The 20,160-nt window shown below is 69.8% G+C and carries 16 protein-coding genes; 7 read left to right on the top strand and 9 right to left on the bottom strand.

What is annotated here, in order from left to right:
- The first annotated feature begins 37 nt into the window (after window positions 1–37).
- Window positions 38–1,942, top strand: a complete 1,905-nt coding sequence (dxs, locus tag ACZ6YV_RS37075) for a 1-deoxy-D-xylulose-5-phosphate synthase (protein WP_465514056.1) — start codon at window positions 38–40, stop codon at window positions 1,940–1,942.
- Between the two features lie 83 nt (window positions 1,943–2,025).
- Here dxs and ACZ6YV_RS37070 read toward each other — a convergent pair whose 3' ends face one another.
- On the bottom strand, window positions 2,026–2,670 hold the full coding sequence (locus ACZ6YV_RS37070; RefSeq protein WP_465514055.1) for a DJ-1/PfpI family protein: 645 nt from the start codon (window positions 2,668–2,670) through the stop codon (window positions 2,026–2,028).
- Window positions 2,671–2,747: 77 nt separating this feature from the next.
- Window positions 2,748–3,275 (bottom strand): TetR/AcrR family transcriptional regulator, encoded by a 528-nt coding sequence (locus ACZ6YV_RS37065; protein WP_465514054.1) that lies wholly within the window; start codon window positions 3,273–3,275, stop codon window positions 2,748–2,750.
- A gap of 92 nt (window positions 3,276–3,367) precedes the next feature.
- On the opposite strand from ACZ6YV_RS37065, the gene ACZ6YV_RS37060 reads away from it, so the two are divergent.
- Window positions 3,368–4,183 (top strand): oxidoreductase, encoded by an 816-nt coding sequence (locus ACZ6YV_RS37060; protein WP_465514053.1) that lies wholly within the window; start codon window positions 3,368–3,370, stop codon window positions 4,181–4,183.
- Here the strand turns inward: ACZ6YV_RS37060 and ACZ6YV_RS37055 are convergent.
- The 5 genes from ACZ6YV_RS37055 to ACZ6YV_RS37035 are packed head-to-tail and all read right to left on the bottom strand — an operon-like array spanning window position 4,180 to window position 11,116.
- Window positions 4,180–5,607 carry a purine-cytosine permease family protein gene (locus ACZ6YV_RS37055; protein WP_465514052.1) on the bottom strand — a complete coding sequence of 476 codons (1,428 nt, stop codon included), beginning with the start codon at window positions 5,605–5,607 and terminating at the stop codon, window positions 4,180–4,182. The two genes, ACZ6YV_RS37060 and ACZ6YV_RS37055, sit on opposite strands and share 4 nt — an antisense overlap.
- 20 nt (window positions 5,608–5,627) lie before the next feature.
- Complete coding sequence (locus ACZ6YV_RS37050; RefSeq protein WP_465514051.1) at window positions 5,628–7,034, bottom strand: aminobutyraldehyde dehydrogenase; 1,407 nt, start codon at window positions 7,032–7,034, stop codon at window positions 5,628–5,630.
- The gene (locus ACZ6YV_RS37045; RefSeq protein ID WP_465514050.1) at window positions 7,031–8,686 is read right to left on the bottom strand and encodes a thiamine pyrophosphate-binding protein; all 1,656 of its coding nucleotides are present in this window, start codon (window positions 8,684–8,686) and stop codon (window positions 7,031–7,033) included. The genes ACZ6YV_RS37050 and ACZ6YV_RS37045 overlap by 4 nt, the downstream gene beginning before the upstream one ends.
- Window positions 8,683–9,636, bottom strand: coding sequence for an agmatinase (speB, locus tag ACZ6YV_RS37040; protein ID WP_378237667.1), 954 nt, complete (start codon window positions 9,634–9,636; stop codon window positions 8,683–8,685). Before speB ends, ACZ6YV_RS37045 begins: the two co-directional genes overlap by 4 nt.
- 28 nt (window positions 9,637–9,664) lie before the next feature.
- Complete coding sequence (locus ACZ6YV_RS37035; RefSeq protein ID WP_465514049.1) at window positions 9,665–11,116, bottom strand: sodium:solute symporter family protein; 1,452 nt, start codon at window positions 11,114–11,116, stop codon at window positions 9,665–9,667.
- A 111-nt stretch (window positions 11,117–11,227) separates the two neighbouring features.
- Here ACZ6YV_RS37035 and ACZ6YV_RS37030 point away from each other — a divergent pair, with 111 nt between their 5' ends.
- The 4 genes from ACZ6YV_RS37030 (at window position 11,228) to ACZ6YV_RS37015 (ending at window position 15,446) form a co-directional block, all read left to right on the top strand.
- A complete protein-coding gene (locus ACZ6YV_RS37030) occupies window positions 11,228–12,712 on the top strand; it encodes a PucR family transcriptional regulator (RefSeq protein WP_465514048.1) in 1,485 nt (494 codons plus the stop codon).
- Window positions 12,713–12,793: 81 nt separating this feature from the next.
- Window positions 12,794–13,471 carry a response regulator transcription factor gene (locus ACZ6YV_RS37025; RefSeq protein ID WP_167406137.1) on the top strand — a complete coding sequence of 226 codons (678 nt, stop codon included), beginning with the start codon at window positions 12,794–12,796 and terminating at the stop codon, window positions 13,469–13,471.
- Complete coding sequence (locus tag ACZ6YV_RS37020) at window positions 13,468–14,595, top strand: sensor histidine kinase (protein WP_465514047.1); 1,128 nt, start codon at window positions 13,468–13,470, stop codon at window positions 14,593–14,595. Before ACZ6YV_RS37025 ends, ACZ6YV_RS37020 begins: the two co-directional genes overlap by 4 nt.
- A 26-nt stretch (window positions 14,596–14,621) precedes the next feature.
- Complete coding sequence (locus tag ACZ6YV_RS37015; RefSeq protein WP_465514046.1) at window positions 14,622–15,446, top strand: aldo/keto reductase; 825 nt, start codon at window positions 14,622–14,624, stop codon at window positions 15,444–15,446.
- Window positions 15,447–15,660: 214 nt separating this feature from the next.
- On the opposite strand, the gene ACZ6YV_RS37010 is transcribed toward ACZ6YV_RS37015, so the two are convergent.
- On the bottom strand, window positions 15,661–17,274 hold the full coding sequence (locus ACZ6YV_RS37010) for a CehA/McbA family metallohydrolase domain-containing protein (RefSeq protein WP_465514045.1): 1,614 nt from the start codon (window positions 17,272–17,274) through the stop codon (window positions 15,661–15,663).
- Window positions 17,275–17,428: 154 nt separating this feature from the next.
- Between ACZ6YV_RS37010 and ACZ6YV_RS37005 the strand changes: the two genes are divergently transcribed.
- Entirely contained in the window at window positions 17,429–17,815 is a 387-nt protein-coding gene (locus ACZ6YV_RS37005; RefSeq protein ID WP_465514044.1) for a permease-like cell division protein FtsX, read from the top strand.
- A gap of 231 nt (window positions 17,816–18,046) precedes the next feature.
- On the opposite strand, the gene ACZ6YV_RS37000 is transcribed toward ACZ6YV_RS37005, so the two are convergent.
- Window positions 18,047–20,158, bottom strand: a complete 2,112-nt coding sequence (locus tag ACZ6YV_RS37000; protein WP_465514043.1) for a 3-hydroxyacyl-CoA dehydrogenase NAD-binding domain-containing protein — start codon at window positions 20,156–20,158, stop codon at window positions 18,047–18,049.
- Window positions 20,159–20,160: the final 2 nt, after the last annotated feature.

Here is a 20,160-nt window from a genome sequence, read left to right as displayed (position 1 = left end):
CCGGAACGGCGGAAGAGGAACCAGGCGAGGTGGGAGAGTGACGTTGCTCGAGTCCGTGCACGGACCGGCCGACTTGAAGCGGATGGACCAGGAGCAGCTCGGCGAGCTGGCCGCGGAGATCCGCGACTTCCTGGTCGAGAAGGTGCGGCTCGCCGGTGGTCACCTCGGCCCGAACCTGGGTGTGGTCGAGCTGACGATGGCGCTGCACCGGGTCTTCGACTCGCCGGACGACGCCATCGTGTGGGATGTCGGCCACCAGGCGTACGTGCACAAGATCGTCACCGGCCGTCATGACGGCTTCGACAAGCTGCGCCAGCTCGGCGGCCTCACCGGGTACCCGGCGCGAGGCGAGAGCGAGCATGACCTCGTCGAGAACAGCCACGCGTCGACCGCTCTGTCCTATGTGGATGGTCTGGCGAAGGCGTTCGAACTCGGCGGTGGCGGCAGGCACGCGATCGCGGTCGTCGGCGACGGCGCGCTGACCGGCGGCATGTGCTGGGAGGCGCTCAACAACATCGCCGCGAACCCGCGGCGTCCGGTCGTCCTCGTCATCAACGACAACGGCCGCTCGTACTCGCCGACCATCGGCGGCGTCGCGGACCACCTCGCGTCGCTGCGGCTCAAGCCGGGCTACGAGCGCGTGCTGGACCGCGGCAAGGAACTGCTCCGGCACACGCCCATCGTCGGCAAGCCGATCTACGCGGCGCTGCACGCGGCGAAGGCCGGGCTCAAGGACGCGCTGAGCCCGCAGATGATGTTCTCCGACCTCGGCCTGAAGTACCTCGGCCCGGTCGACGGGCACGACCTCGTCGCGCTGGAGAAGGCGTTCCAGAGCGCCCGCGACTTCGGCGGCGCGGTCATCGTGCACGTGGTCACCGAGAAGGGGCACGGTTACGAGCCCGCGGTGACCAACCAGGCCGACCAGATGCACCAGACCGACCCGATCGACCCGGAAACCGGGCTGCCGCCGGTCAAGGGCCCGAGCTGGACCGGTGTGTTCGCCGACGAACTGGTCAAGATCGGCGCCGATCGCGAAGACGTCGTCGCGATCACGGCGGCCATGCTGCGTTCGACGGGGCTGCACAAGTTCGCGGAGGCGTACCCCGATCGCTGGTACGACGTCGGTATCGCCGAACAGCACGCGGTGACCTCGGCCGCCGGTCTCGCGATGGGCGGCAAGCACCCTGTCGTCGCCGTCTACTCGACGTTCCTGAACCGGGCTTTCGACCAGCTCCTGATGGACGTCGCGCTGCACCGTCAGCCGGTGACGCTGGTGCTGGACCGGGCGGGCATCACCGGGCCGGACGGGCCGAGCCACCACGGCATGTGGGACCTGTCGCTGCTCGGCATGGTGCCGGGCATGCGGGTCGCCGCGCCGCGCGACGCCGGCACGCTGCGCGAGGAACTGCGCGAGGCCGTGGCTGTCGAGGACGGGCCGACGGCACTGCGGTTCTCCAAGGGCGGCGTGATCGACTCCGTGCCCGCCGTCGAGCGCGTCGGCGTGGTGGACGTGCTGCGCAAACCCGCCGGTGACGCCGACGTGCTGCTCGTCGCCGTCGGCGCGTTCGCGACGCTCGGGCTCGCCGTCGCGGACAGGCTGGCCGACCAGGGCATCGGCGTGACCGTGGTGGACCCGCGCTGGGTCGTCCCGGCGCCCGCCGAACTGGTCGCGCTGGCCGAGCAGCACAAGCTCGTCGTGACCGTCGAGGACAGCGGCCGCCACGGTGGTTTCGGGTCCGCGCTGGCCGCGTTGTTCCGCGACGCCGAATGCGACGTGCCGATGCGCGACCTCGCGGTGCCGCAGGTGTTCCACGACCACGGCTCCCGCGAGGAGGTGCTGGCCCGCATCGGGCTCACCGCGCAGGACGTGGCGCGGCGGGTGACCGAGTGGTCGGCGAAGCTGTCCAGCCGGACGCCGGCGCCGGAGGACACGCGCCGCTGACGTCCGCGGCTCCCTCTTCCCGTATGTCATGAAAGGGTCGTTCAGGACACTTTTCGTCCTGAACGACCCTTTCATTGCACGCGCTAGGCCCGCCAGACGGTGCCTCGCCGCTCGTACTCCAGCACCACTTCGGCCCGCTGAGCCGCCTTCGCGCCCAAGAAGCGCTCCACGAGCCAGAGCGAAACCTCAAGCCCCGCGGTGATCCCGCCGCCGGTGACCAGGTCGCCGTCGTCGACGACACGCGCGTCGATCACCTTCGCGCCCTGCGCGGCCAGATCGGCCTTCGCGCCATTGTGCGTCGTCGCGTTGCGGCCCTTCGTCAGGCCCGCCGCGGAAAGCACCATCGTCCCGGTGCAGATCCCGACCGGCAGCGCCCGCGACGCGGCGAGGCGGCGCAGGAAACCCTGATCCGCGTTGAGCCGGTGAACCCCGGGCCCATTCCGGTCGGTGTAGCCGCCGCCGGGAACCACGAGGACGTCGGCCTCGCCGGGTGACCAGGCGCGCGGGACTTCGACGACAGTGCCGTAGGTACAGCGCACCGAACCCGGCCGTATCCCCACGAGTGACGAGACCACGGCGCCGCCGGTGAGTTTCCCCGCCAGCCCGAGCACTTCGACGGGCGCGATGAAATCCTGTTCCTCCACGCCGTCGAACATCAGGATCTGTACCCGCAACGGGGACGCTGCCGTGGCGGCGGGGGCGGTGACGCCCGCCAGACCGGCGGACAAGGCTGAAGCACGCAGAAAAGTTCGGCGTTGCAAGACGACCTCCCAGGTAGATACCCAGTGGTCGCGCGAAAACCGTCTCAGGTTCCCGTGAGCCGCGCGACCGAGCGGACGACGAGGTCACGGGTCGCGGCGGGGGAGGAGAACCCCAGGATCGACAGATGCACGACGAGACTCAGCAGTTCCGCGGCGTCGAAGTGGTCCGGCACGGTGCCCGCACGCTGCGCCTCCCGGATCGCGGCGACCTTGTCCGCATGTGCCCGGACCTCGGCTTCGGGCGCGGCGTCGAAGCCGTTCTCCAGCCGCAGCCAGCCCATGAGCCGCAGGACCTCGGGGTGGTCCTGGTACCGGTCGAACAGCCGTCCCGCGTAGCCGGGCAGATCGTCGGGCGTGATCGGGACCGATTTGATCGCCGCGTCCACCTGTTCCTGCACGACCGTCTCGAAGAGGTACTCCTTGCTGCAGAAGTAGGCGTAGATCAGTGCCTTGTTGGCGCCGGCGTTCTTCGCGATGCGATCCACCCGTGCGCCCGCGATGCCGTACGTCGCGAACTCGGTCGTCGCCGCGTCCAGCAGCTTCCGTTTGGTCGCTTCCTTGTCCCTGACCATGTGACCCAGTCTAACTAACTGGTTGGTTGACAGCTAGTCCAGGTCCGTGGCAACCTGAGTTGGCAACCAACCAGTTAGTTAGGAGCAGGGACATGAAGGTCGCACTGGTCACGGGCGCTTCCGCGGGAATCGGCGAAGCCACCGCCCTCGCGCTACGGGACGCGGGCTACACGGTCTACGGCGCCGCGAGGCGGGTCGAGCGGATGGCGGGACTCGCCGAACGCGGCATCAAGGTCCTCGAGATGGACGTCACCGACGACGCGTCGATGGTCTCGGGCGTCGAGCGGATCATCGAGGAGTCCGGCCGCATCGACGTCCTGGTCAACAACGCGGGCTACGGCTCGTACGGCGCCTTCGAGGACGTTCCGCTCTCGGAAGGGAAGTACCAGTTCGAGGTCAACCTCTTCGGCCTCGCGCGGCTCGTCCAGCTGACCACGCCGCATATGCGCGCCCAGGGCTCCGGCAAGATCGTGAACGTCTCGTCGATCGGCGGCAAGATCTACGAACCGCTCGGCGGCTGGTACCACTCGACCAAGTTCGCGGTCGAAGGCCTGAGCGACTCGCTGCGGCTGGAACTCAAGCCGTTCGGCATCGACGTCGTGGTGATCGAGCCCGGCGCCATCAAGACCGAATGGGGCGGCATCGCGGTCGAGAACCTGCTCAAGACCTCGGGCGATACCGCCTACGCACCGCAGGCCAAGGCGCTGGCCAAGTTCTTCGACCAGGCCGCGCGCGGCTCCCACCCGAAGGTGATCGCCGACGTCATCCTGAAGGCGGTCCAGGCCCGGCGCCCGAAGACTCGCTACGCCGCGGGACTCGGGGCGAAGCCGATCCTGTTCGTGCGCCGGGTGCTCCCGGACCGCGCCTTCGACGCGCTGTTCCTCGGGGCGTTGCGCCGCTTCGCCTAGACCGCGATGGGCTCCGCGTACGCGTAAACCTCTTGTGGTTCGGGGAAGAGTTTCACCAGCACCGGATACGCGATCGCCGCCGTGCACAGCGTCACCACCATGCTGACGTCGACACCGCCCGCGATGTCCTTGAACGGCCCGGCGATCATCGGGGTGTTGGCGGTCAGCAGGCCCAGCGTCGTCGCCGGGATGCACGCGGCCATCGCGCGCCAGTTCACCCCGCGGGTGAACCAGTAGCGCCCGCCTTTGCGGCCCTGGTTGAACACCTGAAGATCGTCCGGGTCGTAGAACCCGCGCCGCAGCACGAACCCGATCATCATGATCACCATCCACGGCGACGTGCACAGCACGATCAGCGTGGCGAAGGCGTTGATGCTGGAGACCATGTCCAGCACGAAATTACCGACGAAGATGAACACGACACTGAGCGAGCCGATCAAGAGCGTCGCCTGGACCCGGCTCAGCTTCACGAAGATCGAACTGAAGTCCAGCCCGGTCCCGTAGAGCGACGTCGTGCCTGTCGACAGCCCGCCGATCAGCGCGACCACGATCAGCGGGATCGCGTACCAGAGCGGGGAGATCGCGGTCAGGCCGGTGATGTAGTCGGCCGGATCCGCGACCAGCGTCGCGGTGGCGATGCCGAACCCGAACGGCAGCAACGTCGCCACCTGCGCCAGGAACGGCGCGGCCAGCAGGGAACGGCGGCTGTGGCGTGCGGGGATGTAGCGCGTCCAGTCGCCGAGGAACGCACCGAACGAGATCGGGTTCGCCATCGTGGTGAGCGCGGCGAGGATCCAGGTCGGCCAGAAGTCGCCGAGCGCGTAGGTGCCGGTGCCGGCGAAACCGGGGTCGAACGTGCCACCGTAGGCGATGATCCCGAGCAGCATGATCGCCGTGCCCAGCACCACGGCGACCCGGTTCACCAGCAGCATGAACCGGTAACCGTAGATGCACACCACCAGCGTCGCGATCGCGATGACGCCGTACGCGACGCCGCGCAGCACTTCGCCGCCGTCGAAGCCGAAAAGCCGTTGTGCCGCACCGGCGACGGCGTCGCCGCTCACCCAGACCGAGATGGCGAAGAACGTGATCGCCGTCAGCAGAGAGAGGAAGGAGCCGACACAGCGGCCGACGACGCCGAAGTGCGCGCCGGAGGAGACCGCGTTGTTGGTCCGGGTGAGCGGGCCGAACAACGACATCGGCGAGAGCACCAGCGCGCCGACGACCACGCCCGCGACGGTGGCCGCCACCGCCGCCCGGAAGCTCAGGCCGAAGGCGATCGGGAGGGTCCCGAGGATGATGGTGGCGAAGGTGTTCGCGCCGCCGAACGCCATCCGGAACAGGTCACGCGGCCGCGAAGTCTGTTCCTCCGGCGGGATCGGCGCGATGCCGTGTTGCTCGACTTCGGTGACCTTGCCACCCATGGGGACCTCCGGCTAAAGCTTCAGGCGAAGCGGGTCATGACGTGCTTGACGCGGGTGTACTCGGCGAAGGAGTAGGACGAGAGGTCCTTCCCGTGACCCGAGTGCCCGAAGCCGCCATGGGGCATTTCCGAGACCAGCGGCCCGTGGGTGTTGACCCAGACGCAGCCGAAGTCGAGTTCGCCCGAAACGCGGGTCGCGCGTGACAGGTCGAGAGTCCAGATCGACGACGCCAGCCCGTACGGGACGCCGTTGGCCAGGCGCACCGCCTCATCCTCGTCCACAAAGGACTGGACGGTGATGACCGGGCCGAAGACCTCCTCCTGCACGATCTCGTCGTCCTGCTTCAGGCCGGAGATCACGGTGGGGGAGAAGTAGAATCCGCGGTCACCGGCGGGCGATCCGCCGGTCTCCACGCGGGCGTGCGACGGCAGCCGCTCGACGAGCCCGCGGACCCGGGCGAACTGCGCCTCGCTGTTGAGCGGGCCGAAGTCCGCGCCGGGCTTCTGCGCGGCGGCGGCCTTGGTCAGTTCCGTGACGAACTCGTCGTGGATCGCTGCGTCCACCAGCACCCGGCTGCCCGCGGTGCAGTCCTGCCCGGCGTTGTAGAACGCCGCGCCGACGATGCCCTCGGCCGCCTCGGCGAGGTTCACGTCGCCGAAGACCAGCAGCGGCGCGTTCCCGCCGAGTTCCAGGTGCGTGCGTTTGAGGTCGGCCGCCGCGACGGTGGCGACGTCGATGCCCGCGCGGGTCGACCCGGTGATCGACACCAGTTCGGTGATCGGGTGCTTCACCAGCGCGCGGCCGGTGTCGCGGTCGCCGCACAGCACGTTGAAGGCGCCCTGCGGCAAGAACTCCGCCGCGACCTTCGCCAACAGCACGGCCGTCGACGGCGTGGTCTCCGCGGGCTTCAGCACGACGGTGTTGCCCGCCGCCAGCGCCGGGGCGATCTTCCAGACACCCATCATCAGCGGGTAGTTCCACGGCGCGATCTGCGCGCAGACGCCGACCGGTTCACGGCGGATCGCCGACGTGTGCCCCTCCAGGTATTCGCCGGACGCGGTGCCTTCGAGTTGCCGCGCCGCGCCGGCGAAGAACCGCAGCGCGCTGACGCACTCCGGGATCTCCTCGTCCAGCACGACGGCGCGGATCTTGCCGGTCTCACGGATTTCAAGCTCGGCGAACTCCTCCGCGCGAGCCTCCACCGCGTCGGCGATCTTCAGCAGTGCGAGCTGACGCCGGGCGGGCGTGCTCTTGCGCCACACCTTGAACGCCCGCTCGGCGGCGGCCAGCGCGGTGTCCACATCGGACTGCTCGGACAGGACGCTGGTGCCGAAGACCTCGCCGGTGGCGGGGTCCACCAGGTCGAGCGTCTGCGAGCCCGCCGCCGCTACCTCGGCGCCGTCGACGAAATTGAGGACCTGAGTCATTTCTTCTCCAGGTGGGTCGGCTCGAACATCTTCAGACACGCGGGAAGGACGACCACCGACGGGCCGGGTGTGCCCAGCGCCTCGGCCAGGTCCTTCCCGATGGTGTCCAAAGAGGACACGGTGGCGCTGACGCCGAACGACTTCGCCAGCGCGGCGAAATCGGGCCGCGCGAGTTCGGTGGCGGTGGACTGGCCGAAGGTGCCCGTCAGGTACTCGCGCAGGATGCCGTAGCCGCCGTCGTCGATGACGAGCCACGTGACGTCCAGCCCGTGCTGGACCGCCGTGGCCAGTTCCGCGATGCCATACATCGCGCCGCCGTCGCCGGACACCGCGAGCACCGGGCCGCCGGTCGCCGCGGCGCCGCCGAGCGCGCCGGGCAGGCCGTAGCCGAGCCCGCCCGCGCCCTGCGCGGTGTGGATCGGCGCGCCCTCGGGGTTCCACGCCGACCAGGCCCAGTAGGCCGCGATCGTCATGTCCCAGAACGTCTGCGTGCCTTCGGGCACCGCCGCGCGGATGTCGTCGATGAGCTTCCGCTCGGCTTCGAGGGGCTGGCTGTCGAGGCGTTCGCGCACCTTGGCCAGCAGGTCCGCCACCGCGGCTTCGGCGACGCCGTCGGACTGGCGGAACGGCACCTGCTCCAGCAGTGCCTGCAGGGCGAGCCGGACGTCGGCGTGGATGCCCAGCGCCGGGTAGTTCGACTCCAGTTTCCCGAGATCGGCCTCGACCTGGATCATCCGGCCGCGCGGGGCGAACTCGCGGTAGTTGCTGGACAGCTCGCCGAGCCCGGAACCCAGCACCAGCAGCACGTCCGCGTCCGACAGGAACTCGGTGCTGTGCCAGTCCTCGAGCCAGGACCGCCCGGAGAGTTCGTGATCCCAGCCGAAGACGCCCTTGCCGCCGAACGTCGACAGCACCGGCGCGCGCAACGCCTCCGCGAGGGCCTTCAGCTCCGCCTGCGCGCCCGAGCGCAGCGCGCCACCACCGGCGAGGATCACCGGCTTCTTCGCGGTACCAAGGAGATTCGCGGCTTCGGTGACGAGTTCCGGCAAGGGCGCGAGCGGCGCGGGCCGTGCCGTCACCGAGGTGATCCGGGGCAGATCCGTCGGCGCCAGCAGGATGTCCTGCGGGATCTCGACCCACACCGGGCCGTACGGCGCTGTCGCCGCCGATTCCCACGCCTCGCGCAGCGCCGTCGGGATCTGGCTGACGGTGCGCACCACGTGCACCGACTTCACCACGCCCGCGAAGCTGGCCTGCTGATCGGGCAGTTCGTGCAGGTAGCCGTGCCGTCCGCCGCCGAGCCCGGCGACCGGGACCTGGCTGGAGATCCCGAGCACCGGGACCGACGCCGCCCGGGATTCCTGCAGGGAAGCCAAAGTCAGCAGCGCGCCGGGGCCGGTCGACACGATCATCGGTGTCACCGGGACTGGGCCTTCGGGGTCCGCCGCGAGCCGGGCACGGGCGTGCCCGTCGGCCGCGAACGCCAGGTTGTTCTCCACCCGCGAGCTGATCACGCGCAGGTCGTCCGTGCGCCGCAGCGCTTCGAACAGGCCGAGGGCGTGCTGGCCGGGCAGGCCGAACACGGTGTCCGCGCCGAGCGCGTGGAGGGTTTCGACGACTACGTCGCCGCCTATCCGTTCAGTGCTGGTCATGCGCCCTTCCCCAAACTGAGCAGGCTCACCAGGTCGTAGGCGACGTGGGAAGCCGCGATGGCGGTGATCTCGGCATGATCGTAAGCCGGGGCCAGCTCGACGACATCCGCTCCGATGAGGTTGCAGTCGCGCAGCCCGCGCAGGATCTCCAGCAGTTCGCGGCTGGTCATCCCGCCCGCTTCGGGGGTGCCGGTGCCGGGCGCGTGCGCCGGGTCGAGCACGTCGATGTCGACCGAGATGTAGAGCGGGCGGCCGCCGATGCGCTGGCGCAGCGCGTCGACCGTCTCGGCGACGCCGCGGCGCATGACGTCGCCGGAGGTGACGATGCCGAAGCCGAGGCGGCGGTCCTCCTCCAGGTCACGCTTGCCGTACAGCGGGCCGCGGGTGCCGACGTGGGACAGCGCTTCGGTGTCGAGGAGGCCTTCCTCGGACGCCCGCCGGAACGGGGTGCCGTGCGTGTATGGCTCGCCGAAGTAGGTGTCCCAGGTGTCGAGGTGCGCGTCGAAATGCAGCAGCGCCACCGGACCGTGCTTCTTCGCGGCCGCCCGCAGCAGCGGCAGCGCGATCGTGTGGTCGCCGCCGACGGTCACCAGCCGCGTCCCGCCCGCGGTCAGCGCCTCGGCCTCGTCCTGCAGGGTCTCGATCGCCTCGCCGATGTTGAACGGGTTGAGCGCGATGTCGCCGGCGTCGACGACCTGCGTCTCGGCGAACGGTGAAACGTCGAGTTCCGGGTGATACGGGCGAAGGAGCCGGCTGGCCTCACGGAGCGCGGAGGGGCCGAAGCGCGCGCCGGGGCGGTAGGACACCCCGGCGTCGAACGGCACCCCGACGACGGCGACGTCGGCGCGCTCGACCTGATCGAGCCGCGGCAGCCTCGCGAAGGTCGCGAACCCGGCGAACCGGGGCACCCTCGACGAGTCGACGGGTCCGATCGGGGTCTGCTCAGGCACGGTGTCTCCTTCTTGGGGTGAAAGGGTTTCAGGGCTTCGAAGCGGCGAGTTTCGCCTCTTCTTCTTCGGCGACCGCGCTGCCGTTCAGGCGGCGGGTCCACACGGTGAGGATTTCGTCCGAGGTGCGCGGGGTGAGGAAGCTGACGAGCAGGTACACCGCGAGGCTGGAGCCGAGGCCCCAGTAGATCGGGCTGTTGGCCTCGACGCCGTCGACGAACATGAAGGTGATGACCACGACGGTACCGACGACCATCGACGCGAGCGCTCCTTGACGGGTGCCGCGCTTCCACGCCAGCCCGCCGATGATCGCGACCAGCAGACCGCCGACGAGGATGTCGTAGGCGATGGTCAGCGCGTTGACGACGTCGTCCACGACCATCGCGATGCCGATGGCGACGATCCCGAGGACCAGCGTGGTGACCCGGTTCCTGGTGACCTCGTCGGCCGCCTTCTTCAGGCCCAGCTTGGAAAGCAGGTCCGAGGTGCTGACCGTGGAGCAGGCGATGAGCGCGCCGCTCGCGGTCGACATCATCGCCGACAGCGCCGCCGCGAGCACCAGGCCGCGGATCCCGGCGGGCAGCTGGTCCTCGACGATGGTCGCGAACGCGTCCTGCGCGCTGGCGAGGTTCGGGTACAGCGCCTTGGCCGCGGTGCCGATCAGCGCGCCGGCGAGGCCGTAGACCAGGCAGTAGACGCCGGAGATGACACCGCCGCCGGTGGCGATGCCCGGGGTGCGGGCGGTGAACACGCGCTGCCAGATGTCCTGGCCGATCAGCAGCCCGAAGCTGTAGATGAGGAAGTAGGTGAAGATCGTGTCGCCGCCGATGGCGGTCAGCTCGAAGTAGCTCTCGTCGAGCCGCGCGGCCATCCCGTCGAAACCACCCGCCGAGGCGATCGAGACCGGCAGCAGGATGAACAGGATGCCGATGGTCTTGATGACGAACTGGACGATGTCGGTCAGCGTGATCGACCACATGCCGCCGAGCACCGAGTAGAGCACCACGATCGACCCGCCGATGGCGATGCCCGCCCAGCTCGGGACGTTGAAGAGGACCTTGAAGATGGTGGCGAACGCCAGCGTCGAGGTGACCGTCAGCATCAGCGTGTAGCCCCACATGACGACGCCGGAGATGGCGCTGGTGGAGCCGCCGTAGCGCAGGTCGAGCATCTCGCCGACGGTGTAGACGCGCAGCTTCACCAGCCGCCGCGCGAACAGCGTGTGCAGGACCAGGATGCCGACGCCGATCGCGATCACGAGCCAGGCACCGGAGATGCCGTAGGTGTAGCCGAGCTTCACACCGCCGACGGTCGAAGCGCCGCCGAGGACGACCGCGGACATCGTGCCCGAGTACATGAACCAGCCGAGGCGACGGCCCGCGACCAGGTAGTCGGCTTTGGTCTTGGCGAGCCGAAGCCCGAACCAGCCGACCCCGATCATGCCCGCTATGTAGAGCGCGATCACCGCGTAGTCACCGGCCACGGTGTCCTCCTTGCCTTGGGGCTGTTCGCTTCGTTCGGGTCACCGTAGGTTCGTTCGCACCTTGAACGACATGGGATGATCCAGCCAAACTCGCGCGTGAATGAGGATGGAATGACCCAAACCCATGATCCGCTCGACTCGGAAGTGAATGTCCCGTTACGGGCCGTGGTCGGCAACCCGGAACTGGCACTCGACCCGGTCGTGGAGACGCTGCGGCCGGGCGCGCTCGACGCCCCGGTGCGCTGGGCGCACGTCAGCGAGCTGCGGGACCCCGCGCCGTACCTGCTCGGGGCGGAACTGCTGCTCACCGCCGGGGTGAACCTGCCGGAGGAGCCGCCCGAGATCGACCGCTACGTCCGGCGGCTCGCCGACAGCGGGATCTCCGCGCTGGGGTTCGGGCTCACCCCCGGCGCCTACGAGACGCTGCCGCCGTCGCTGCGGGCGGCGTGTATCCGGCACGGCCTGCCGCTGCTGATCGTCCAGCCGCGAACGCCGTTCCTGGCGATCAGCCGGGCGGTGTCGGTCGCGCTCGCCGAGGCCGGGCAGCGGGAACAACGGCGGATCGCGGTCGCGCGCGAGGCGCTGACCAGGGCGGCCGGTGACGGGCTCGGCGAACTGGCGGGCGCGCTGGCCGGACGGCTGCGGGCGTGGGTGGCGCTGGTCGGCGTCGGCGACGTCCTCGCCGCCGAGCACGGCGCGCCGTCGCCGCTGCCCGCCGAGGTCCGGGAACTGGTCGCCACGCTGCGCGCGGGCAGGGGGATCCGCAGCGCGACGACGGAACTGGCCGATGGCACGCACGTCTTCGCGCAGCCGGTGTACCCGCAGGCGACGGCGTCGCATCTGGTCGTGGTCGGCCGCGTGGCGCGGTTCGACGGCGCGGACCGCGCGATCCTGTCGGTCGGGGCGGCGCTGCTCGGGCTGGCGGGCCGCGCGGGTTCGGACGCGGCCGGGCTGGGCGCCACCGCCACGGCGTTGCTGTTGGGGGAGACCGACGCGGTCGGCGGGGACGAACGCCGTCTGGTCGCCGGGATCGCCTACCGCCGCGGCCCGACCGAGGCCGCCGCGCGCTACGACTGGCTACGCGCCCGGCTCGACACCCCTTTGGTGCGGCTGCTGCCCGGACCGCGGTTCACCGCGATCGTCCGCGAGGCGCCCGAGATCGGCGACCTCGACCGGCTCCGCGCCGACGGCTGGCTCGCGGTCGTGGGCTCGCCCGTGTCACCCGATCGGCTTCCCGACGCGGCGGGCGAAGCCGAGTTGCTGCTGGCGCGGGCCGCCGCGCTGGAACGGCCGGTGGTGGCGGAAGGCTCTTCGGGGCTGGACGCGTTGATCACCCCGGACGCGGCGGCCGGGTTCGCCGCCCAGGCGCTGGCACCGCTGCGCGAACTCGACCGGAAGGGCGACCGCGAACTGGTCGAGACGCTGCGGACCTGGCTCGCGCACCACGGCGGCTGGGACCGGACGGCCGCCGAACTGGGCGTGCACCGCAACAGCGTCCGGCACCGGATCGGGCAGATCGAACGGGCGCTGGAGGTGGATCTGGCGGACCCGGAGATCCGGATGCGGCTGTGGTTCGCCCTGCGCTGGGTCTCGTGAGTGGTGACGACGGTTAGAACCGTCCTTACCACTCACGAGACCGATAAGGTCACTCTCAGGAATGTGTGGCAACGTAGGGTCGTGCGAATTCTGGTAGTCGAAGACGAAGAACCCCTCGCCGACGCGATCGCACGCGGCCTGCGGCGCGAGGGCATGGCGGTGGACATCGCGCTCACCGGTGACGACGGGCACGAGAAGGCCACCGTCACCCGGTACGACGTCGTGCTGCTCGACCGCGACCTCCCCGGGATGTCCGGTGACGACCTGTGCCGCGAGATCGTCGCGTCCGGCGAGCTGACCCGCGTGCTGATGCTCACCGCGAGCAGTTCCGTTTCGGACCGCGTGGACGGGCTTTCCCTCGGCGCCGACGACTATCTCGCCAAGCCGTTCGCCTTCCCCGAACTCGTCGCGCGGGTGCGGGCGCTGGGCCGCCGCGCGACCCCGGCCGCGCCGCCGCTGCTGACGTCGGGCGACGTCGAACTGGACCCGGCGAGGCGGACCGTCCGCCGCGCCAGTGGCCCGGTCGAGCTGACCCGCAAGGAGTTCGGTGTGCTGGAGGTGCTGCTGTCGGCCGCCGGTTCGGTGGTCAGCAGCGAGGAACTGCTCGAACGCGTGTGGGACGAGAACGCCGACCCGTTCACCACCACCGTCCGGGTCACCGTGATGACGCTGCGGAAGAAGCTCGGCGAGCCGGGGATCATCGAAACCGTCGTCGGCTCCGGCTACCGGGTGCCGGAGCAGGGGAACGCGCGGGGGTGAACCTGTCCGGTGCCCGCAGCCTGCGCGGGCGGGTCACGTTGCTCGCGACCGGGCTGGTGGCACTGGTCAGTGTCCTGTTGCTCTGGCTGACCTGGAACCTGGTCGGGGACGCCGTTTCCGCCGTTCCGCAGCTGCCGCCGGGCACCACGGTGCGGGTCGACGGCGTCGATGTCGACGCCTCCGCCGTCACCGAGCACCTGCGGATCTACGCCCGGAACAGGGTGCTGCTGTTCGGCGCGGTCGCGTTCTGTTTCGTCGTGCTGGCGGCGGGGATCCTCGCGTGGACGTTCACCGCGCGGGTCCTGCAGCCGCTGCGCGAGATCACCGGGACGGCACGGCGCCTGTCGATCGAATCGATGGGCGAGCGGATCGGCGAGGTCCGCACCAAGGACGAACTCGCCGAACTGGCCGAGACCTTCGACGACATGCTCGACAGGCTGCAGGCCGCGTTCGACGCGCAACGGCACTTCGTCGCGAACGCCAGCCACGAACTGCGGACGCCGCTCGCGGTCATCCGCACCGAACTCGACGTCACCCTGGCCGACGAGCAAGCCGACGAAGCCGAACTGCGGCGCATGGCGGCCGTGGTCCGCGACGCGACCGAACGGGCCGAGCGGCTGGTCGGTTCGCTGCTGCTGCTCGCGCGCACGGACGGCGCGGGACTGGTCGCCAGGGAGCCCGTCGATCTCGCGGTGATCGTCGCGAGCGCGTGGCGCGCGGCCCGGCCGGACGCGGAGAAACGCGGCCTCCGCGTCGAATTCGCGACCCCGGGGGCGCCGACGTTCGGTGATCCCGCGCTGCTGGAACGGATCGCGGGCAACCTGCTGGAGAACGCCGTGCGGCACAACGTCGACGGCGGCTGGCTGGACGTCGTCACCCAGGCCGGTCCACAGTGGTCGGTGCTGCGGGTGCGCTCGTCCGGCGGGCTGCTCGACCCGGCGGCCGTCCCCGAACTGTTCGAACCGTTCCGCCGTGCCGGGGTCGCCAGGACCGCCCGCACCGGCGCCGGGCTGGGCCTCTCGATCGTGCGGGCCGCCGTCCAGGCCCACGGCGGCACCGTGTCGGCGGAACCCGTTGTGGGCGGCGGTCTTTCGGTGACCGTCCACCTCCCCGCTCTGCCCTGACCCATCGCCGGGGTTACGGTTCAAGGATGGTTCCCAGTATTCGGCTGAACAACGGAACGTCCCTGCCCCAGCTCGGGTTCGGGGTGTACAAGATCGGCGACGACGAAGTCACCGGCGCGGTCCGCACCGCCATCGAAGCGGGCTACCGCGCCATCGACACGGCGACCCTGTACGCCAACGAACGCGGTGTCGGCGAGGCCGTCCGCACCAGCGGGCTGCCGCGCGAGGACCTGTTCGTCACCACGAAACTGTGGAACACCGAGCACGGCTACGACCCGGCGTTGCGCGCCTTCGACACCAGCATGGGCGAACTCGGCCTCGAGTACGTCGACCTGTACCTGATCCACTGGCCGTTGCCGTCGCAGGACAAGTACGTGGAAACGTGGCGGGCGCTGGAAAAGATCGCCTCCGACGGCCGGGCGAAGGCCATCGGCGTCTCGAACTTCCAGATCCCGCATCTGGAACGGCTGATCGAGGAGACCGGGACCGTCCCCGCGGTGAACCAGATCGAGTGTCACCCGTGGCTGCAGCAGCCACTGCTGCGGGAGTTCCACGACAAGCACGAGATCGCCACTGAGGCGTGGGGTCCGCTGGCGCGCGGCGGGGAACTGCTCGCCGACGAGAAGATCACCACGATCGCGAAGAAGCATGGCAAGACGCCGGCGCAGGTCGTGCTGCGGTGGCACATCGAGATGGACCATCTGGTGATCCCGAAGTCCGTCACGCCGGAACGGATCAAGGCGAACATGGATGTCTTCGACTTCGCGCTCGACGCGCACGACGGCGCCGCCATCGCGACGCTGGAGCAGGGGAAGCGGCTGGGCCCGGATCCGGACACCCTCGGCTCGTGAGCCGTGAGTGGCGATTCGGGTCCCCTCGGTCACCTGGGCCCTTCGCTGGGTTGGCACCGGGACCGAAGGCGCGACTCGCGTGATCAGACGCCGAACTCGGGTGTTCCGCGTCCGATCACGCGAGTTCCGTCTCTGATCACGCGTGTTCCGTCTCTGATCACGCGAGTTCGCCGTCTGATCACGCGTGTTCGCCGGAACACACGAGGCCCGACGGCTAGCGCACGTCCACGAAGATCGGGTTCCCGTACAGCCACAGGTCTTCGAACGGGTTCGACTGCCCGATCACGTCGGCGCTCGGCTCGATCCCGCCAGGTACGTGCTCCCTGCCGTCGGTCCCGCGCGCCCGCACGAAGAACGGCTCGCGCACGTTGCGGAAGGTGTGCCGGAAGGCGACCCGCCGCCCCGGTGCCCACCGCGGTTCGAAGGACCGCACCACCCGCGTGCCCGGAGCGGTCTGCGCGTCACGGTCGGCGGCAGGGCCGGTCACCGGTCCCGAAACGAGGTCGAGCCGCGCGAGCCGGGGGATGGTGCCGCCGCCGTTCGGCCGGGCAGCCAGCTTCGCCGAGACGACCACGGTGACGTCGTCCCCGCGCCGGACCCGGAGCCTGCCGCCCATCGTCGCCGAGCTCCAGCCGCTGTACGCGCCGAATTCCAGCTCCTGCGCGAGCCCGCCGTGCACCGCCCAGACACGTCCCGCACGCAGGCCTTCCAACACACCTTCGTGGCTCCGGCGGGTCACACCGACGACCGTCCGGCTGAACTCGGCGGGCGCGAAGTCCGCGTACGGGGGCAGAGTCTGCGGGACACCGGTGTCGATCGGGTCCGGGTAGTTCCCGTGCTCGTCGTAGTACCCGTCGGGGACGCCGGGCCGGACGAAGGTGGAACCTCGGTTGTAGTGCGAGTCGGAGTTGCTGGTGATCCACCACGGCTTTCCTTCGGCCAGCAGGGAATCCCACAGTCCGCCGACGGTCGCGGTACTCCAGTCGAACCCGCCGTAAGTGCGGTAGGCCGACTCCGGGAAGCCCGGCCACGAGTTCGAACCGGGGGAGTTGCCGTATCCGCCGCGCGCGCCACCGCCGCTCCCGAGCGGTTTCGGGAAGCCGTCGGCCTGTGCGCCCGGCGCGCCCTCCATGCCGATGACGATCCCGGGCGCGGCGTCGCGCAGCGCCCGGATCTCGTGCGGGGCGATCCGGCCGTTGCGCAGCGGATGGTTGATCACCACCACCGGCGCGTGGATCCGGCGTGCCCGTTCTTCGGCGGCCAGCCAGCGGATCGCCCTGACGGCCAGCGCCTCGTTGTCCGGGGTGCCCGGTTCGGTCCCGGTCAGCCGCCAGTCGAAGGCGCGCTCGAACTCGCGCAGCTTCGCGGACTGGTTCGCGCCCGCCTGGAAGAACAGCGTCGCGTGCTCGGCGCCCGGCACGTTCCACTCCATGCCTTGCCACAGCAGGAGATCGCGGTGTTCGCGCTGCGCCGCCTTGATCGCGGCGTTCGTCCGCTCCACCGACGACTTCTCGTGCGTGGCGTGGCCGTGGTCGGTGATCACGGCCCAGTCCGCGCCGTGCCGCCGGGCGCCGTCGGCGATTCCGTCCACTGTGTACATCGCGTCGTACGAGTACTGCGTGTGGATGTGGTGATCGCCCACCAGCCACTGGTAGCGGGCCCGGCCGAAGAGCCAGGAGAGGTCGATGCCGAGATCGAGGTCGAGGTTCAGATCGAGGGCTTCCGCCGGAGCGCCGGCGGCGAGCGGCGCGCCCGCGGCCACCGCGGAGACGAGGCCTGCCCGCTTGAGGAATCCGCGGCGGTCGACGCCCGGTTTTTCGCTGTTCACCGGCGGCACGCTAAAGAGCTTCGTTGAACGAACAGTGTCCGGACGGCCAACGAACGGCGCTGTGTGATGATCGTCCCTGTGGAAGAAGGCAGAAGCAGACCCAGAGCGTCTCACCGATTGCTCTGGGTGCTCGGCGCCGTCGCCGCGCGACGCGGTGCCCGTACCGCTGGGGAAGCGGGAACTCTGCGGGATCCAGTTGGTCGTCTACATCGAGACCGACGAGGGGATGACCCGCGCCGCTCAGGCGCTCCGGGACGACAGGAAGGCCCGCCGGGTACTGACCGAAACCAAGGCGGAGTCCTACGAGCGCTTCAAGAAGATCTTCGCGGATCAGCCGGAACTGGTGAAGCTGACGACGCCGGACGCGCTCCCCGCGACGGTGCATCTGGTGCCCGTCGCCGGAACCGATCCTGAAGCGTGGGCGAACGAGCTGCGGCAGCGATTCCCCGAGGCGAAGAAGGTCGACGTCCTCGACCCCGCGGGGGTCGCGGCCAGGATGAAGACCACGCTCCCACCCTGCCCGCCCGAAGGCGAGCGCTGAAAGCCAGGCTCCTCCGAGGATGGCAGAGGAGCCTGACCTCCCTGCTAGAAGTCCCGGTTCTTCTTCATCGGGTTGCCTCCCAGTTCTCTTCAGTTGTTCCCCAGTGCCCGGAAAACCAGGCGTAGGCAGAGTGTTCCGGAAATCGCAGCACGGCGCCACAAAACTGGCGAAAAACGCAAAAGGCCACCGTCGGCGATCACGAGATCGCCGACGGTGGCCTTTCGTCGAACCTCAGGAGAGCGGCACGCTCGCCACACCCGGGGCCAGGAACGGCTTTCCGTTGACCTTCTCGGACACTCCGGCCCGGTCCAGGTACGGCGTGATGCCGCCCAGCCAGAACGGCCAGCCCGCGCCGAGGATCAGGCACAGGTCGATGTCCTGAGCCTCGGCGACCACACCCTCGTCGAGCATGATCCGGATCTCCTCGGCGATCGCCGCCAGCGCGCGATCACGCACCTGCTCCGACGTCGACGGCGAGTCGCCGCGCTGCCAGAGCTCGTCGACCTCGGGATCGACGGTGGCGTTGCCCTTGTCGTCCCACTGCCAGACGCCCTTCTTGCCCGCCTTGACGAAGCGGCCGAGGTTCTCGCTTACGGTGAACCGGTCGGGGAACGCCCCGTGCAGGGTTTCCCCGACGTGCAGGGCGATCGCCGGGCCGACCAGCTGCATCAGCGTCAGCGGGGTCATCGGCAGGCCCAGCGGTTCCAGCGCCTTGTCCGCGACCTCGAACGGCGTGCCCTCGTCGACGGTCACCAGCACCTCGCCGAGGAACCGCAGCAGCAGGCGGTTGACCACGAACGCGGAAGCGTCCTTGACCAGCACGCTCGACTTCTTGAGCTGCTTGCCGAGCGCGAACGCGGTGGCCAGCGTGGCGTCGTCGGTCTTCTCCGCGCGGACGATCTCCAGCAGCGGCATCACCGCGACCGGGTTGAAGAAGTGGAACCCGACCACGCGCTCCGGGTGCTTCAGCTGCGACGCCATCGCGGTGATCGACAGCGACGAGGTGTTCGTCGCCAGGATCGCCTCGGGGGAGACGTACTGCTCCAGATCGGCGAAGACCTTCTGCTTGACGCCCAGCTCCTCGAACACCGCCTCGATCACGAAGTCGGCGTCGGCGAAAGCGGACTTGTCGAGCGAGCCGGTGACGAGCGCCTTCAGCCGGTTCGCGCCGTCCGGCGAAACCCGCTTCTTGGCCAGCAGCTTGTCGATCTCACCGTGCACATAGGACACACCCTTGTCGACCCGTTCCTGGTCGACGTCGGTGAGCACCACGGGCACCTTGAGCCGGCGCGCGAACAGCAGCGCCATCTGGCTGGCCATCAGACCCGCGCCGACGACGCCGATCTTGTTCACCTTGCGCGCCAACGACTTGTCCGGCGCGCCTGCCGGGCGCTTGGCCCGCTTGTTGACCAGGTTGAACGAGTACAGCCCGGCGCGCAGCGTGTCGTCCATGAGCAGTTCGGCGAGCCCGTCGGTCTCGGCCGCGTAGCCGCGGTCAAGATCGTTCTCGCGGGCCAGCTCCAGCAGCTCGACGGCCTTGGTCGCGCCGGGGGACGCGCCCTTGGTCCGTCCGTCCACAATGGCCTTGGCGCGGCCGATCGCGGCGTCCCAGCCCGCGCCGCGGTCGATCTCGCGGCGAGGAGGGGTGATCTCGCCGTTGACGACCTTCGCCAGCCACAGCAGGGACTGTTCGAGGTAGTCGGCCGAACCGAAGACCTCGTCGACGATGCCGAGCTCCGCCGCCTGCGCGACCTTCAGCATCTTGTTCTGCGCCAGCGCGTTCTCGATGATCACGGTGACCGCGGCGTCCGGCCCGATCAGGTTCGGCAGCAGCTGCGTGCCGCCCCAGCCCGGGAACAGGCCGAGGAAGACCTCGGGGAACGCGATCGCGGGGGTGTTCTCCGAAAGCGTGCGGTAGTGGCAGGAGAGCGCGAGTTCGAGCCCGCCGCCCATCACCGCACCGTTGATGAACCCGAACGTCGGGATCTCGGTTTCGGTGAGACGCCGGAAGACGTCGTGCCCGGTCTGCGCGATTTCCCGCGCCAGCGCCGGATCCGCGACGGCTTCGACACCGGAAAGGTCGGCGCCGACGGCGAAGATGAACGGCTTGCCGGTGACCGCGATCGCGGCGGGCTCCGCGGCGAAGGCGGTGTCGATCGCGGCGTTGAGGCTCACCAGGCCCTGCGGGCCGAAAGTGCTCGGCCGGGTGTGGTCGTGGCCGTTGTCGAGGGTGATCAGGGCGACGGGCTTGTCGAGGCCGGGCACCTTCACCAGACGCGTGACCGCGTTCGTGACGACTTCGTCGGGGAAGGCGGCTTTCGCCTGCTCAGCGGTGAAAGTCATGG

It is taken from the genome of Amycolatopsis sp. NPDC102522 (genome assembly GCF_055584485.1).
The sequence above is the reverse complement of the archived record's forward strand: the minus strand, read 5'-3'. Positions and strand labels throughout refer to the sequence as shown.

Excerpts from the sequence above, each read along its gene's own strand:
- ACZ6YV_RS37065 (WP_465514054.1), bottom strand. The coding sequence starts at position 3,275 with ATGGTCAGGGACAAGGAAGCGACCAAACGGAAGCTGCTGGACGCGGCG.
- ACZ6YV_RS37060 (WP_465514053.1), top strand. The coding sequence starts at position 3,368 with ATGAAGGTCGCACTGGTCACGGGCGCTTCCGCGGGAATCGGCGAAGCC.
- ACZ6YV_RS37055 (WP_465514052.1), bottom strand. The coding sequence starts at position 5,607 with ATGGGTGGCAAGGTCACCGAAGTCGAGCAACACGGCATCGCGCCGATC.
- ACZ6YV_RS37050 (WP_465514051.1), bottom strand. The coding sequence starts at position 7,034 with ATGACTCAGGTCCTCAATTTCGTCGACGGCGCCGAGGTAGCGGCGGCG.
- ACZ6YV_RS37045 (WP_465514050.1), bottom strand. The coding sequence starts at position 8,686 with ATGACCAGCACTGAACGGATAGGCGGCGACGTAGTCGTCGAAACCCTC.
- ACZ6YV_RS37030 (WP_465514048.1), top strand. The coding sequence starts at position 11,228 with ATGACCCAAACCCATGATCCGCTCGACTCGGAAGTGAATGTCCCGTTA.
- ACZ6YV_RS37015 (WP_465514046.1), top strand. The coding sequence starts at position 14,622 with ATGGTTCCCAGTATTCGGCTGAACAACGGAACGTCCCTGCCCCAGCTC.
- ACZ6YV_RS37000 (WP_465514043.1), bottom strand. The coding sequence starts at position 20,158 with ATGACTTTCACCGCTGAGCAGGCGAAAGCCGCCTTCCCCGACGAAGTC.